Source organism: Cobetia sp. BL01 (assembly GCF_056493605.1).
Genome location: NZ_JBVBEE010000012.1, coordinates 81,422 through 96,311, shown reverse-complemented (window position 1 = coordinate 96,311; position 14,890 = coordinate 81,422). Strand labels below are relative to the sequence as shown.

Below are 14,890 nucleotides of genomic sequence, written 5' to 3'. Positions count from 1 at the left end.
TAGGGCTCACCAGATCAAGGTAAGCGAGGAAAACATTCTTGGCGACGTCATGTTGACTGGTAATACCAGTGTCAAACACCATTTTGAAGACGCGAATATTCGAAGTTTTTCATGAGGTTATGAAAGCCATAGCTAGGCATTCATGGAGTTTCATAGCCTCTGGTTACGACCAATGAGGGATGGGTTTATGTGTCTTGAGGACTCTTGTTACGCTGCGATTGCGGCTGATAAATCATCGAAGACCCGATTTTTCCTGAGACAAGGGTGCATGAATGGCAAAACTGGGTAGTGTGTTGGTTGTATTGGCCGCTTTTCAATGGGGGCTGACAGGTGGGATTGGCAGCTTGCTGATGTCCTGGGGCTGGGAGGCTGAAGTCATTTCCTTCTGGCGTGCCCTTGTCGGGTTCATCTGCATGCTGGCCTGGATGGTATTGCTGGGCTACCACAAGGTGCCGGCCAGAAAACCGCTCGCGTTGCTGGGGTGGTCGCTGCTGGCGGGGGTAGGGGCGCCGGCAACTTCATGTTCTATTTCACGAGTGTCAGCATGAGTGGTGTCGCCGTTGCCGCGACTCTCATGTATAGCGCGCCGATTTTCGTCTATATCACGTCATTCCTGGCCCGGGTGGAACGCCCGACACCGGTGAAGCTGATTTCCATCGTCGGCGTGATGATCGGCATCGTACTGCTGACGGGGGTGCTGCAATCCGGGAGTGGCAAGGTGACTCCCCTGGGTGTCCTGTTCGGACTTCTGGCGGGTGTGTCATACGCTATCTTCATCTTTGCCTTCAAGTCAGCCACGCGTAATGGCAGCACCCCTGGGGTATTGGCCATCGCGTTGGGCGTGAGCAGTCTGGTGATGTTGCCGTTGACGAATCTTTCACAGGCAGTGGCGGTCCCCTTCGCCGATGAACTGTGGCTGATTCTGATATTCGGCCTGGTGGGGGGAGGGTTCTCCTTCTACTGCTATGTGATCGGCCTGAAGAATACCTTGCCGTCGGTGGCTTCCATCATCGCCATGATAGAACCGATCACGGCCACCTTGTTCGGGGTGTTCGTGTTGGGAGAAGGCATGGACATGATGCAGCTGGCAGGGATGGCGCTGATTCTCGTGGCGATCACGACCCTGAGCCTGGCGCAGAATGGCCCTGAGGTATTGCTTCGCCTGCCGTTGGGCTTGCGGGGCGGAAAGCCGCGCAACATGACGGCCTCCACCCGTGAGGAAGGTGGCGGTACTCAGGCCAGCTAGAGATGAGGCTGCAGACGACTGGCCTGGCCCGACGATGTCGCTTGCCAGGATGAAATGATCTGAGCGAACCAATGGATGGCATGGCCATGCAAGAACGCCTCGACCCATGTGATCGAGGCGTTCTTGTACAAGAGGCTGACGGCAGGCGTCAGACGGCGGGTGAAGAAACGACCGCGACGTGCCTCAGTGAGGGTTGGCTGGCCTGGATGAAGAAGTCATTCATCGTCAGCTGAAGGTATTTCTTCATCATGTCGCGGGCAGGCATCAGCATGCGATCCCCGAGATCAAAGTTGCCGGTCTGATGAGGTACGGAGTCCTTGACCGTGTAATCCTTGCGATAGAGGAGTTGATCATCCTTGTCATAGAGGCTGTACACCACCTCGAAATCGGCAATCACATCGAAGTCTTCATTGGCGATGCCGAAGGTAAGCAGATTCATCGGCAGATTCTTTGCCATCAGATAGTCGAGGTAGACGGGGCCACGGTTCTCGTGGGCCTGAATCTCGACCTTGAGGCGATAGTCCTTCTCGCGGGCATCATGCGTGATCAGCGAGGTGGTGGGTAACTGTTCGCGCAGCAGCATGTCGAAATTCTTCATGGGCGGTGAAGAGGCGCGCGGCAGTTTCGCACTACCCAGTGGGCGCATGGCCTGGGTCGCGGCGCCCGAGAACAGATTGGCCTGAGGCTGGCTGTAATAGATGTCGGGGTAGAACGTCTTGTGTTCATAGGCCAGAGACTGCACCGGCTGAATGATGGGCATATCGATCTCGGCACGCGAGGCGCAACCGGCCATCATCAGCAGCGCGAGACCTGCCGTGGCGAATTTCAACATTGTCATGGAGGCATCCTGCGCTTTCGGGGGGCTCGTAGGCATGAAGATATGACTTCACGGTAACACGCACGGTGTCACCCGCTAAACGAGCGCTCTACACGGCATTCAACACTGTTGACACCCTGTACATCACGAAGAACTCATGGCCAGTAGGCCGTGTGCCGTCACGAGGGGGTGGCGCTGCCAGGCGCGTCGCCTGCCGTCAATCGAACCAGCGCTTGAGCACCTTGTCCGCGCGTGCGCGATGTTCCGGCTTGATATGGGCCGCCACGATGGCCACCGCGCCCGCCATCAAGGTGATGTCGTCGGTGTAACCCAGCAGGGGGGTGAAGTCCGGCAGGGCATCGATGGGGGAAATGAAGTAGCCCAGCGCGCCATAGATGGTGGTTCTGGCCCAGACAGGGGTATCGGAATCCTGCGCCGCGAAGTACATGCGCAGGGCGGGATTGAGTGCTGTCTGGCCGGCCTTGCGGGCGACCGACGAGACCTTGTGCCAGAAACCTTCCTCGCTGTACTCGGAGGCGTGGGCCGTGAGGGGCTGTGCATCCGGTGCCGGCAATCTGGGTGTCTCGGGTGGAGTGGACGTGATGGTCGTGTCCTTGCTCATGGGGTGTCCTCCGTCAGCATCACGAGGATGGCGATGACGACCAGCCTCGCGCTTGATCGTATCATGCCTCCCTATGACAGATGTCGCCCAGCCACGTTCCCTGCCAGGTGTCCTCCCATGTGGACGTGCCATAACGCAGCCTCCCCGCCGACAGTGATGTGGGCGGGGAGGCGTCGTGGGTCTAGAGGCCACTCATGGCCAGAGTCCATCGGAGGCCAGCTCATGCGGGCAGGTCGAACAGCAGCGCATGCAGACCTCGCGCCTCAGCGAGAGTGGCCTCGGGTTCATGGTCCAGCGTGACGGCATCCCCCGCGGACAGGGGCAGGCTCTGCTGATCCTTGCCCTTCAGTGTTGCCGTCCCGTCGATGACGTGCAGGTAGTAGCGACGCTGGGGCGCGAAGGGCAATGCCAGCGAGGTATCCGTGTGTTCCGCGCCTTGCAGGCCGATGCGATACATCCGGGCATCCTGATTGATGGACAGGATGCCGTCCACGGCCTCTTGTGGCGGGGCGATCAACAGGTCGAGTCCCTCGCGTGCCGTGAAGGGTTGCTGCTGATAGCGCGGCGTCAGGCCCCTGGCATCCGGGGTGATCCAGATCTGCAGGAAATGCAGTGGCTGGCGAGTCGAGGGATTGTACTCGCTGTGCTCGATGCCGCTGCCGGCACTCATCAGCTGGACTTCGCCCACTCCCAGGGTGCGATGTGAGCCCATGGTGTCACGATGCTCGATGCTGCCTTGCAGCACATAGCTGATGATTTCCATGTCACGGTGCGGATGCGTCTCGAAGCCTGCGCCGGGTGCCACGGTGTCATCATTGAGCACGCGCAGTACGGAGACGCCCATGTGATTCGGGTCATAGTAGCTGGCGAAGGAAAAGCTGTGGCGGCACTCCAGCCAGCCAAATCGAGCATGACCGCGTTCTGCCGCTGGACGTAACGTGAACATGGCAACCTCCTCAGAGTGTCGTGGTGTCTGCCGGTGAGTGAAGCAGGCTTCAGTCTTCGCGCACGGCGTTGCTGCCCGGTTGCAGTACCCGATCAAGGGACAGCTTGCCGCCGCCGGTGATCATGAGGCTGGCCGCGATGGTCAACAGGGCCAGCGCGTACTCGAAGCCGTTGTTGCTCATGAACAGGCCATTGCCGATATGCACGGTCAGGATGGCGATCAGCATCGTGAAGACCAGCACGGCAGCTGCCGGGCGCGTCAGCAGGCCGATGAGAATGGCCAGTCCGCCGAAGAATTCACCACTGCCGGACAACAGTGCCATCAGGTAGCCGGGCTCGATGCCCATGGAGGCCATCCACTGCCCCGTGCCTTCCAGGCCATAGCCGCCGAAGGCGCCGAACAGTTTCTGTGACCCGTGGGCCATGAAGATGATGCCGGTGGGCACGCGCAGCACCAGGCTTGCGAGGCTCGTGTCAGTGGACATCAGGCGAGAGAGGGCGGACTTGAACATGAGTGGCTCCAGGGATCAGGTAAGGGGTGGATTTTCAAATCAGTGTGTCTGATCGATGGCGCTACTATAAAATGTGGTGTCACAGAAAAATAACGGAGGATTCTGGTCTGATTGATCAGAATTTTTGAACCATGGTCTCACCCATCACGCTGGACGCGCTGCGCGTATTGGATGCCATTGACCGACGTGGCAGTTTCGCCGCGGCCGCCGAGACACTGCACCGCGTGCCCTCGGCGATTTCCTACTCGGTGCAGAAGCTGGAGGAAGAGCTGGGCGTGCCGCTGTTCGACCGTTCGCGCCGCAAGGCCGAACTGACCGATGCCGGACGCCTGGTGCTGGAGCATGGGCGACGCATTCTGCTGGCCACCGATGAGATGACGGCGCTGGCGCGTCAGGCGGGGGCGGGCTGGGAGGTCGAGCTGCGTATCTGCGTCGATTCCATACTTGAACCGGACGCGCTCTATCCGCTGTTGGAGGAATTTCAGGCCATCCAGCCGCGTACCCGGGTGGTACTCGGTGAGGAGGTGATGGGGGGCGCCTGGGAAGCGTTGCATGACAACCGCTGTGATCTGGTGATCGGAGCGCCCGGCGAGGCACCGGTGTCGGGGTTGTCGAGCCGAGTGTTCGGGGCGATCGAGCCGGTCTTCGCCGTGGCGGCCGGCCATCCGCTGACGCATCTGCCACAGCCGCTGTCCGCCGACGCCCTGCGTGACTATCCCACCGTCACCGTGGCCGACAGTTCGCGCAGCTTGCCCGGGCGCTCTTCGGGGCTGCTGGATGGTCGCAGTCAGATCATCGTCAAGACCACGGCGCAGAAGATAGACGTCCAGCGCAGGGGGCTCGGCGTCGGCTATCTGCCGTTGCACCGGATTCGTCAATCACTGGAAGACGGCAGTCTCACGGTGCTGCCACTGGAGACGGATCGTGCGCCGATCGACCTCTCCCTTGCCTGGCGCAGTGGCCGTCAGGGCAAGGCGCTCAAATGGATTCTCCAGCGTCTCTCGGCTCCCGGCATGGGCGAGGCCTTCGGGCTGTTGCCCCGCGAGGCGACGACTGACCGGCACGCGCTCTGACGATCGGGGGCAGAAGATCGGGAGCTGACAGGCGTTGGGGAGCAATCGAGCAAAACCCCTCAGTCCCAGTCGAGCACCACCTTGCCCGACTGACCGGAGCCCATGATCTCGAAGCCCTGCTGGAAGTCATCGACGCGCAATCGATGCGTGATGATGGGCGAGAGATCCAGCCCTGACTGGATCAGGCTGGCCATCTTGTACCAGGTCTCGAACATCTCACGGCCATAGATGCCCTTGATGGTCAGCCCCTTGAAGATGACCTTGGTCCAGTCGATGGCCATCTCGCCGGGGGGAATGCCCAGCATAGCGATCTTGCCGCCATGATTGATGACATCGAGCATCTGACTCACGGCTGACGGCACGCCGGACATCTCCAGCACCACATCAAAGCCCTCATGCATGTCGAGCTCCGCCATCACCTCCTTCAGGGATTCGCGGCTGACATTGACGGTTCGGGTCGCGCCCATCCGCTCGGCCAGTGCCAGTCGATAGTCATTCACGTCGGTGATCACCACGTGGCGGGCGCCAATATGGCGGATGACCGCCGCCGCCATGATGCCGATGGGCCCGGCGCCGGTGATCAATACGTCCTCGCCGACCACATCGAAGGCCAGCGCCGTATGCACGGCATTGCCGAAGGGGTCGAAGATGGCTGCCAGGTCATCGCTGATCTCATCCGGCAGCTTGAAGAGGTTGTAAGCGGGCAGGGCGAGGTATTCGGCGAAGGCACCCGGACGGTTGACGCCCACGCCCTCGGTATTGCGGCACAGATGGCGACGCCCGGCGCGACAGTTGCGGCAATGGCCGCAGGTGATGTGCCCTTCGCCGGAGACCCGATCACCGATCTCGTACCCCCGCACCTCGCTGCCCAGTGCGACGATTTCCCCCGCATACTCATGACCGGTGACCATCGGCACCGGCACGGTCGCCTGTGACCACTCATCCCACTGATAGATGTGCATGTCCGTGCCGCAGATCGCGGTCTTGCGGATCTTGATCAGCACATCGTTGTGGCCGATTTCTGGCACGGCCGTCTCGGTCATCCAGATGCCGGGTTCGGGCTTGAGCTTGGCCAGCGCCTTCATGCATCACCTCCCGTCGCAGACCCGATCACGCCCATCTCGCGGCCGATGCGCGTGAAGGCCGAGACGGCCGTGTCGATCTGCTCCGGGGTATGCGCCGCCGAGAGCTGGGTGCGAATGCGCGCCTGTCCCCTGGGCACCACCGGATAGGAAAACCCGATCACGTAGACGCCGGCCTCCAGCAGCCGATTGGCGAAGTCGCCCGCCAGGCGTGCATCGCCGATCATCACCGGAATGATGGCGTGGCCGGCGCCCGCGAGGGTGAAGCCGGCGGCCTGCATGCCGGTGCGAAAGCGTTCGACGTTCTCCCACAGCTTACGGCGCGGCTCGGCGCTGTCCTCGATTCTGTCCAGCGCCTTGAGGGTCGCCGCCACGATGGGCGGCGCCAGCGAGTTGGAGAATAGATAGGGGCGTGAGCGCTGGCGCAACCACTCGACGATGGGCCCGCGCGCGGCCGTCACACCGCCCGAGGCACCACCCAGCGCCTTGCCGAAGGTGGTGGTGATGATGTCGATCTGGTCCATCACGTCATGATATTCGTGACTGCCACGCCCGTTGTCGCCGACAAAGCCGGTGGCGTGGGAGTCATCCACCATCACCAGCGCGTCGTAGCGGCGGGCGAGCTCGCAGATGCCCTTGAGATTGGCGATCACGCCATCCATCGAGAAGACACCGTCGGTGGCGATCAGCTTGAAGCGTGCGCCAGCCGCGTCCGCCTCCTTGAGGCGGGCCTCGAGTTCGCTCATGTCATTGTTGGCATAGCGATAGCGGCTGGCCTTGCACAGCCGCACGCCATCGATGATGGAGGCGTGGTTGAGCGCATCGGAAATGATGGCGTCTTCAGGGCCGAAGAGTGTCTCGAACAGGCCGCCATTGGCATCGAAGCACGAGGAATAGAGGATGGCATCGTCCATGCCGAGAAAGGCCGTGAGGCGCTTTTCCAGCACGCGATGCTGATGGTGGGTGCCGCAGATGAAGCGTACCGAGGCCATGCCGAAGCCATCACGCTCCAGCGCCTGTTGCGCGGCCGCGATCAGCTCGGGGCTATCGGCCAGGCCCAGATAGTTGTTGGCGCAGAAGTTGATGACTTGGGCGCCTTGTCCCTCGTCCTTATCGCTGGTGGAAACCTGGATGCTGGCACTCTGGGGCGATGTGATCTCGCGCTCCTGCTTGTAGAGGCCTTCTTCATGCAGCGCATTGATCTGACGGCTGAGGTGGTCGTGGAAACTGGCTGGCATGCGTCGCTCCTGTCTGTCGTTGTCCTGTTCGCTTCCGATGGACGCTGTACGCCTTGGTGAAACGTGGTGACACATATTTCAGCCTAGTAGGTCGTTGTCAGCACAACAGGGCTCTGTCGGCGTCGAGGGCGCAAGACCCGCCATTCCATTCCTGGCAGGTGACGAAAAAAGGCGGGCATCAGACGTGACACGGCCCTGCATCTCGTTAGAGGGCAGGGCCGTTGTGCTGGACAGATTGCGTTGCGACAGATTGCGTCGCGCCAGATCGTTGTCTTGGATTGCGTCGGCACGCGCTGCGGCGCATCACACGCCATGGCGGTTCAGCGCTGGGTGAGTGGCACCGGCGCCGGGATGGCTTGGGAGGCGCGATCACGGCGTACGCGGATCACGAAGGCGATCACCAGGGCGAAGATGCCGAAGGCGACCGGTATCGCGGCGACCGAGATCAGGCTCAGCAGGGTCTTGTAGACATCGCCGCCCAGCCAGCTGATCACGATGGCCAGGGCGGCCATGGCGATGATCCAGAAGGCGCGCGAGCGCTTGACGGTCAGCATCTCGCAGACCAGTCCTGCCGAATCGGCACTGGTGATGAAGAACAGCAGGATGTTGAGCGTCAGTATCACCGAGAGGATGCCGGTGGTATCGATGGTATCGATCAGCTTGAACACGTCCTCGACGCCCAGACTGAGACTGCCGAGACCGAACACCACGAACCACAGGCACGAGAACAGGGTCGGCACCAGCATCACCCCCAGCACCATGCCACGCAGGGTACGGCCCTTGGAGATGCGCGCCACGAAGACGCCGGTGAAGATGAACCAGCCGTACCAGGCAGCCTCGAAGGCATACAGCCAGTCGGCCAGCCACGCCTTGCGCTCCGGATCACCCAGGCCGATGTCGGTGGCCATCGCCGGGTACTTGAGCAGGTATTCCGGCACCAGACGCACGAAGGTGGAAACGATGTCGCCGGGGACGGTCAGCACCAGCACGCCGATCATCAGAATGATGGCGAACAGGGTGTTGTAGTTGCTCAGCCACTTGATGCCGCGCTTGAGGCCAGAGGCGGAGGAGATGATGGCGCATACGGCCAGCACGCTGATGATCAGGGTCGGGCTGAATTCGATGCCGACCAGCTTGACCAGCCCCTGCTGGATCGGGGTGGTCGCGTAGGTGAAGGACAGCGACAGGCCGATGACAGTGGAAACGACGAGGCTGACCAGATTGAGCTTGCTCCACAGGCCATTGCCCAGCAGTTCTTCGGCGGGCTTGGTCATCTTCATGTTGTACATGGCATGCGCGAATAGCGCGCCGATGGCCAGATAGCCCGCCCAGGCAAGCAGGCCCCAATGATTGAAGGCATTGAGCAGTGCCATGTCGGTGCTCTGTCCGGCATCGGTATGGTACTTGGGCTCCAGCACGCCCCAGGTGAGCAGGCCGATGCCCATGCCGGTAGCAAACAGCATGCCCATCCAGCTCAGGGTGTGGAATTCCGGTTCGCCTTCACCGAAGCGCAGCTTGCCCAGCGGCGTGAAGCACACCACGAGCATCACCAGCGAGATGGCGAAGGCCGGCCAGGTGAAGATGAAGCCGAGATTGCCGATCACCGAGGTCTTGACGGTGTCGAGGGCCGCGAGGAACCCCGTCGGGAAGAGGGCGGCGGTGCCGATCAGCAGCGTGATGACCGCGACGGTGGCGATCGAGGTCAGGTACTTGCCCTTGGCGGAGTCTGTGTCCCCCAGGCCGCAGACGGAATCCGTGGTGGCCTCGGGCTGGCGGGAGGAGGAAGTGTCGGTCGTCATGAGAGCGCGATTCCTGAAGTTGTTGTTGTCGAACTGGCAAGCTGACGGCAGCAAGAAGTCGTCAAGAGAGGGCAGATAACGATGGCTGACTCCTGTGGGTGGCAAGGACCTCATAAGCCTATCTTGCCCTCTGGTTAATTTTTGGTTATTGGCGACCAGTATTTGCCATAACACGACATTATGTGTCTCGTGGAGCGCCTGACGTGAAAGACATGCCTCAAGGCCCGCCGTTGCCTGCTGGCACGACGGGCTCGGATCGAGTGAGGGGCTTAGAGCGGGCTCAGGGGCCTGTGTGATGCTGGGCGGGTTTCTTGAACCTTTTCAGTGCGTTGCCGGATTCCTGATAGAGCGCCACCAGGAGGCCCATCGTCATTGCCACGATCACGAAGCTCATCGGCAAGGCGGCGGCCATCAGGATGGTCTGCAGTGCCTTGAGGCCGCCTGCCATCAGCAAGGTACCGGCCACCAGTCCGATGCAGATGCCCCAGAAGATGCGGTGACGCGCCAGCGGCTCCTCATCGCCCAGCGACAGGATGGTGGTGACCACCAGGGTGCTGGAGTCGGAGCTGGTCACGAACCAGCTGATCAGCAGGAAGATCAACAGCGAGGAAAGGATGACTCCCAGCACGCCGTTGCCGGCCAGGGCATCGGCGGTGGCGAACAGGGCTTCCGGCAGATTCCAGTTGCGCACCAGCGTCATCAGCTCGCCGGTCCCCGGGCCCATGGCGGCCGTCAGCTCCTGATGCAGACCGGTACCGCCAAACAGCGCCTGCCAGAGGAAGATGATCAGCGGTGGGGCGATCAGCACGCCGAGGATGAACTCGCGCAGGGTGCGTCCCTTGGAAATACGCGCGATGAACAGGCCGATGAACGAGGCCCAGGCCAGCCACCAGGCCCAGTAGAAGATGGTCCAGCCTTCCTGCCAGCTGCTCTCGCCCGGGGTCTGGGCGACCCAGAGTCCCATCGGCACCACGTCGCGCAGATAGGCCAGCAGCGTCTCGCCGAACAGCGAGATCAACCACAGGGTGGGGCCGCAGATCAGGAAGCTGCCGACCACGAGCACCGAGACGCCGATGTTGAGCTCGGAGATGAAGCGGATGCCGCGCTTCACGCCGGAGACGGCAGATGCGATGGAGATCACGCTGATGACGGCGATCAACGCCAGCTGAGTGCCGAGCCCGGCATCCAGTCCGGTGAGGCGGTTGAGCCCGACGGCGATCTGGCTGACGCCGAGACCCAGCGAGGTCGCGATTCCGAAGACACAGCCCAGTACGCCCATGATATCCACGGCGTGACCGATGGGACCGTAGATGCGTTCGCCGATCAGCGGATAGAGCGCCGAGCGCAGTGCCAGGGGCAGGTGATGGCGGTAGGCGAAGTAGGCGAGTGTCATGCCGACGACGCCATACACCGCCCAGCCATGCAGGCCCCAATGGAAGAAGGCCACCTTGAGGGCCTCGACGGCGCGGGCATGGTCCATGCTGGTAGCGCCGGCCAGATCCGCGTGCGGGTTGTTGGGGTACCCGAAGCCACCGGAGTCGTCGAAGTAGAACAGTGGCTCGGCGACCCCGAAGAACAGGATGCCGATCCCGACGCCTGCCGAGAGCAGCATCGAGATCCAGGTGAAACGCGAGAACTCGGGTCTACTGTCCCTGGGGCCGAGTCGCAGGCTGCCCCAGGGAGACACCACCAGACCAGTGACAGGGCGATCATACCCACGACCAGGATGAGGTAGTAGGTGCCGAAGGTGTTCTCGATCCAGGCGCGGGCGGCGCCAAACAGGGCAGAAGAGGCCTGCGGACTCAGGCCGGCACCGACCACGAAGGCCAGCAGCAGGCCGGCAGCGGTGAGTGTCATGCCCTTGTGCATGCCCTTGAGCGGGCCGCGGGTCTCAAGGCGCTGTGTCAAATCAGGGGGGATGCCGCGGTGAGCGGACTCTTGCGAGTCCTGTTGGGCGGGTGTCATGGGAACACTCCTTTATTGTTGTGATTGTTGTCTCGCACTACCTGTGTGGAACGTTCTGGACATCAGACATCGACACGTTCTAAGGCTAGAGCGTCGTCCCCGATCATTTTCTCCTCAAACGAAGTCCAGTTAGCTGAACGCGTCATGCGGCAAGCGTCAGGCCGGCTTTTCGGATATTTTCTCGCTGGAAGCCTGCAGTGCCTCGGCGCTCAGAGGCCCTCCGGGAGAGGCTGGAAGAGGATGTCCGGGAGCCAGAAACGCCAATCCCCGCCGGGCCTTGTGGCCTCAAGCGGGGATTCGTGTCATGCGGGTGCCGGCATCAAGTCATGGCAGGAGCCGTGACCGGCATTGGTCAGACTGACCGGCGGATCAATTCAGGCCCGTGTCGGGGGAGGCTCGGCGACGTGCCTTGAGCGCCATGCGCGATTCCTCGATCAGGGCGATCAGAAGACCCATTGTCATGAGCAGAATCACCAGGCTGACCGGCAATGCCGCCGCCATCAGCACGGTCTGAAGGACTTTCAGGCCGCCGGCCATCAACAGGACGGCAGCGACCGAGCCGATGCAGACGCCCCAGAAGATCCGGTGGCGCGCCAGCGGCTCCTCATCGCCCATCGATAGAATGGTGGTGATGACCAGGGTGCTGGAGTCGGAGCTGGTCACGAACCAGCTGATCAGCAGGAAGATCAGCAGTGAGGACAGGATGACGCTCAGGGTGTCATTGGCCACCAGTGTATCCGCCGTGGCGAACAGCGCCTCCGGCAGGTTCCAGTCGCGGATCATGCCCATCAGTTCGCCGGTTCCCGGGCCCATGGCTGCGGTCAGTTCCTGGTGCAGCGCGGTGCCACCGAACAGCGCCTGCCAGATGAAGATGATCAGCGGCGGCGCGATCAGCACGCCCAGCACGAATTCACGCACGGTGCGGCCCTTGGAGATACGGGCGATGAACAGGCCGATGAACGGCGCCCATGCCAGCCACCAGGCCCAGTAGAAGATGGTCTAGGCATCCTGCCAGTCGCGTTCCAGCGGCGTGCCCGCCACCCACAGGCCCATGGGGATGACGTCACGCACATAGGAGACCAGCGTCTCGCCGAACATGCTGATCAACCACAGCGTCGGCCCCCCGATCAGGAAGCTGCCCACCACGATGACGGAGACGCCGACGTTGAGTTCGGAGATGATGCGGATACCCCGGCTGACACCCGAGACGGCAGACGCGATGGAGATGGCACAGATCACGGCAATCAGTACCACCTGGTGTAGATGCCGGAATCCAGCCCGGTCAGACGATTGAGGCCGACGGCGATCTGGCTGACGCCCAGGCCCAGCGAGGTGGCGATACCGAACACGCAGCCCAGTACTCCCATGATGTCGACGGCGTGGCCGATGGGGCCATAGATGCGATTGCCGATCAGCGGATACAGCGCGGAGCGCAGGGCCAGCGGCAGGCCGCGGCGATAGGCGAAGTAGGCCAGGGTCATGCCGACGATCACATAGACCGCCCAGCCATGCAGGCCCCAGTGGAAGAAGGCCAGCTTGAGCGCATCCACGGCGCGCGCATGGGTCATGGCGATGTGGCCGGCGAGGTCCGCGTGGGGGTTGTTCGGGTAGCCGAAGCCGCCGGAGTCATCGAAGTAGAACAGCGGCTCGGCGACCCCGAAGAACAGGATGCCGATGCCGACGCCTGCCGAGAGCAGCATCGAGACCCAGGTGAAGCGTGAGAATTCGGGACGACTGTCCGGTGCGCCGAGGCGCAGGTTGCCCCAGGGAGAGAACACCAGGGAGATGCACAGCCCGATCAGTCCGACGATGGTGACGAGATAATAGGTGCCGAAGGTGGACTCGATCCAGGCGTGGGCGGCGCCGAACAGACTGGCGGACATGTCGGGTGCCAGGCCCGTGGCCAGGACGAAGAGCAGCAGCAGGCCCGCTGAGGTCAGGGTCATGCCCTTGTGCATGCCGGTCAGCCAGCCTGAGGTCTCGACCTGCACGCTGGAACTGGCGTTGGGATAGGGCAGAGGGGCGGTATTCGTGGAATCGGGAGAGGACGCGAGGTCGGATTGGGAAGGGGTCACGCAGTAACTCCTGTTCGAGCTGGTCAAAGGGCCAGCGATCCCTGTCTCGGTCGAGGCATCGGGGATATCGACCGCTCATCCGGCACCATTATTGTTGTCGTGTTGGCAACGAGAAGAGATGAGGAACGCATTTTGGAAAGAGCAGTTCTTGGCTAACTGCCTAAAAATATTACGATATGTTATGGATGGGATTGTTTTTGATGGCTACAGCTTCTGGAAAAATCACGCTACGCCAGAAGCGGGTCGGGCAAGCGGGACGCGAATCACCACGACATGATCACCAGACGCTCGCACTGAGGCCCTGGGGATGCCCGGGAGGCGGCATGGTGAAGTCTCGACGACAGGTAAATTTCAACAGTCTGTTTTGTCGTCAGGCGAATTATTGTTAACGTAATGCGTCATTTTTGGCGGTCGTCGTCATGTCACGCTCTCGGGTGATGACCCATGACACCTCTCTTTCCCTGTCACGGAGGCTCTCGCGTCATGCGTCTCGACTATTCCGGCCCCTTGCCCGAAACGATCGGATTTCTGCTGCTGCCGCGTTTTTCGATGATGGCCTTCTTCGCGGCGGTGGAGCCGTTGCGCATCGCGAATCGCATCAGTGGCAAGACGCTGTTTCGCTGGTTGCTGATCAGTGAGGATGGCCAGCCGGTCACGGCATCGAGCGGCATGACGCTGGTGGCGGATCACAGCATTCTGGATATCCGCTCGCTGCCTTCGCTTGCGGTATGCAGTGGCTTCGAGCCGGAAGCTCACCTGAATCGCGCTCTCACTGGCTGGCTGAATCGCCTCGATGCCGGTGGCTGTGTGCTGGGCGGGCTGGATACCGGGTGCTTCCTGCTCGCCGCGGCCGGACTGCTCAATGGTGAGCGCGTCACACTGCACTGGGAGAGTCTGCCGGCGTTTCGCGAGCGTTTCCCTGCCATCAGCACCTCGGATGAATTGTTCGAGCTGGGCGCAAGGCGTTTCTCGTGTGCCGGGGGAGCGGCGGCGATGGACATGGCATTGGACGTGATTGCCCGGCGGCACGGCACGGCCCTGGCAGTCGATGTCTCCGAGCAGCTTGTCCATGACCGCATGCGGACGCGTACCGATCAGCAGCGCATGACGCTGGCGCGGCGACTCGGCACTCACAAGCGCCAGCTGGTCGATGCCGTCGCCTTGATGGAGCAGCATCTGGACACCCCCCTGTCGCTGGAGGAGCTGGCCCGACGCTGTCGCATCTCGCTCAGACAGTTGCAGCGTCTGTTCGAGCAGGAACTCGCCACGTCGCCGCGAGCCTGGTACCTGAGGCTGCGGCTGGAACGTGCTCGGCATCTGCTCAAGGAGACGGATCTCGATATTCTCTCCATCGGACTGTCCAGCGGCTTCACGTCGAGCTCAAGCTTCTCGCGGGCCTATCGCAATCACTTCGGACACTCCCCGCGAGCCGAGCGCTAAGGCGACCGTTACAATCCTTACGGATTGTTGCCGTGTAAAGTATGGTGGTAACAAAGGGATAGGGAGGTCTCAAGGA

Annotated in this window: 12 protein-coding genes and 1 pseudogene; 4 read left to right on the top strand and 9 right to left on the bottom strand. The window is 61.9% G+C overall.

Annotated features, from left to right (window positions below):
- Positions 1-272 precede the first annotated feature (272 nt).
- Together ACZYGA_RS16220 and ACZYGA_RS16215 are read left to right on the top strand one after the other, a co-directional pair.
- Positions 273-548 carry a hypothetical protein gene (locus tag ACZYGA_RS16220; protein WP_404626793.1) on the top strand — a complete coding sequence of 92 codons (276 nt, stop codon included), beginning with the start codon at positions 273-275 and terminating at the stop codon, positions 546-548.
- Positions 545-1,246, top strand: coding sequence for a DMT family transporter (locus ACZYGA_RS16215; RefSeq protein WP_455708781.1), 702 nt, complete (start codon positions 545-547; stop codon positions 1,244-1,246). Before ACZYGA_RS16220 ends, ACZYGA_RS16215 begins: the two co-directional genes overlap by 4 nt.
- A gap of 148 nt (positions 1,247-1,394) precedes the next feature.
- On the opposite strand, the gene ACZYGA_RS16210 is transcribed toward ACZYGA_RS16215, so the two are convergent.
- The 4 genes from ACZYGA_RS16210 to ACZYGA_RS16195 form a co-directional block, all read right to left on the bottom strand.
- Positions 1,395-2,084 carry a hypothetical protein gene (locus tag ACZYGA_RS16210; protein ID WP_479399637.1) on the bottom strand — a complete coding sequence of 230 codons (690 nt, stop codon included), beginning with the start codon at positions 2,082-2,084 and terminating at the stop codon, positions 1,395-1,397.
- 196 nt (positions 2,085-2,280) lie between these two features.
- Entirely contained in the window at positions 2,281-2,685 is a 405-nt protein-coding gene (locus ACZYGA_RS16205; RefSeq protein WP_077377519.1) for a YkvA family protein, read from the bottom strand.
- Positions 2,686-2,905: 220 nt separating this feature from the next.
- Positions 2,906-3,631 (bottom strand): pirin family protein, encoded by a 726-nt coding sequence (locus ACZYGA_RS16200; RefSeq protein WP_404626799.1) that lies wholly within the window; start codon positions 3,629-3,631, stop codon positions 2,906-2,908.
- 49 nt (positions 3,632-3,680) lie between these two features.
- On the bottom strand, positions 3,681-4,142 hold the full coding sequence (locus ACZYGA_RS16195; RefSeq protein ID WP_084208395.1) for a DoxX family protein: 462 nt from the start codon (positions 4,140-4,142) through the stop codon (positions 3,681-3,683).
- A 131-nt stretch (positions 4,143-4,273) separates the two neighbouring features.
- Here ACZYGA_RS16195 and ACZYGA_RS16190 point away from each other — a divergent pair, with 131 nt between their 5' ends.
- The gene (locus ACZYGA_RS16190; RefSeq protein ID WP_404626800.1) at positions 4,274-5,215 is read left to right on the top strand and encodes a LysR family transcriptional regulator; all 942 of its coding nucleotides are present in this window, start codon (positions 4,274-4,276) and stop codon (positions 5,213-5,215) included.
- A gap of 59 nt (positions 5,216-5,274) precedes the next feature.
- Here the strand turns inward: ACZYGA_RS16190 and tdh are convergent, their stop codons facing one another.
- From tdh to ACZYGA_RS16165, 5 genes and pseudogenes are all read right to left on the bottom strand, one after another.
- A complete protein-coding gene (gene tdh, locus ACZYGA_RS16185; RefSeq protein ID WP_404626802.1) occupies positions 5,275-6,300 on the bottom strand; it encodes an L-threonine 3-dehydrogenase in 1,026 nt (341 codons plus the stop codon).
- A complete protein-coding gene (locus ACZYGA_RS16180) occupies positions 6,297-7,535 on the bottom strand; it encodes a glycine C-acetyltransferase (RefSeq protein WP_404626803.1) in 1,239 nt (412 codons plus the stop codon). The genes tdh and ACZYGA_RS16180 overlap by 4 nt, the downstream gene beginning before the upstream one ends.
- Positions 7,536-7,855: 320 nt before the next feature.
- Positions 7,856-9,334: a BCCT family transporter gene (locus ACZYGA_RS16175; protein ID WP_479399635.1), complete on the bottom strand. Its 1,479-nt coding sequence runs from the start codon at positions 9,332-9,334 to the stop codon at positions 7,856-7,858.
- Positions 9,335-9,614: 280 nt separating this feature from the next.
- Positions 9,615-11,021, bottom strand: coding sequence for a BCCT family transporter (locus ACZYGA_RS16170; protein ID WP_479399633.1), 1,407 nt, complete (start codon positions 11,019-11,021; stop codon positions 9,615-9,617).
- A gap of 647 nt (positions 11,022-11,668) precedes the next feature.
- Positions 11,669-13,182, bottom strand: a pseudogene (locus ACZYGA_RS16165) (BCCT family transporter).
- A gap of 675 nt (positions 13,183-13,857) precedes the next feature.
- On the opposite strand from ACZYGA_RS16165, the gene ACZYGA_RS16160 reads away from it, so the two are divergent.
- The gene (locus ACZYGA_RS16160; protein ID WP_479399631.1) at positions 13,858-14,814 is read left to right on the top strand and encodes a GlxA family transcriptional regulator; all 957 of its coding nucleotides are present in this window, start codon (positions 13,858-13,860) and stop codon (positions 14,812-14,814) included.
- Positions 14,815-14,890 lie beyond the last annotated feature (76 nt).

Excerpts from the sequence above, each read along its gene's own strand:
- ACZYGA_RS16220 (WP_404626793.1), top strand. The coding sequence starts at position 273 with ATGGCAAAACTGGGTAGTGTGTTGGTTGTATTGGCCGCTTTTCAATGG.
- ACZYGA_RS16215 (WP_455708781.1), top strand. The coding sequence starts at position 545 with ATGAGTGGTGTCGCCGTTGCCGCGACTCTCATGTATAGCGCGCCGATT.
- ACZYGA_RS16210 (WP_479399637.1), bottom strand. The coding sequence starts at position 2,084 with ATGACAATGTTGAAATTCGCCACGGCAGGTCTCGCGCTGCTGATGATG.
- ACZYGA_RS16205 (WP_077377519.1), bottom strand. The coding sequence starts at position 2,685 with ATGAGCAAGGACACGACCATCACGTCCACTCCACCCGAGACACCCAGA.
- ACZYGA_RS16200 (WP_404626799.1), bottom strand. The coding sequence starts at position 3,631 with ATGTTCACGTTACGTCCAGCGGCAGAACGCGGTCATGCTCGATTTGGC.
- ACZYGA_RS16195 (WP_084208395.1), bottom strand. The coding sequence starts at position 4,142 with ATGTTCAAGTCCGCCCTCTCTCGCCTGATGTCCACTGACACGAGCCTC.
- ACZYGA_RS16190 (WP_404626800.1), top strand. The coding sequence starts at position 4,274 with ATGGTCTCACCCATCACGCTGGACGCGCTGCGCGTATTGGATGCCATT.
- tdh (WP_404626802.1), bottom strand. The coding sequence starts at position 6,300 with ATGAAGGCGCTGGCCAAGCTCAAGCCCGAACCCGGCATCTGGATGACC.
- ACZYGA_RS16180 (WP_404626803.1), bottom strand. The coding sequence starts at position 7,535 with ATGCCAGCCAGTTTCCACGACCACCTCAGCCGTCAGATCAATGCGCTG.
- ACZYGA_RS16175 (WP_479399635.1), bottom strand. The coding sequence starts at position 9,334 with ATGACGACCGACACTTCCTCCTCCCGCCAGCCCGAGGCCACCACGGAT.
- ACZYGA_RS16160 (WP_479399631.1), top strand. The coding sequence starts at position 13,858 with ATGCGTCTCGACTATTCCGGCCCCTTGCCCGAAACGATCGGATTTCTG.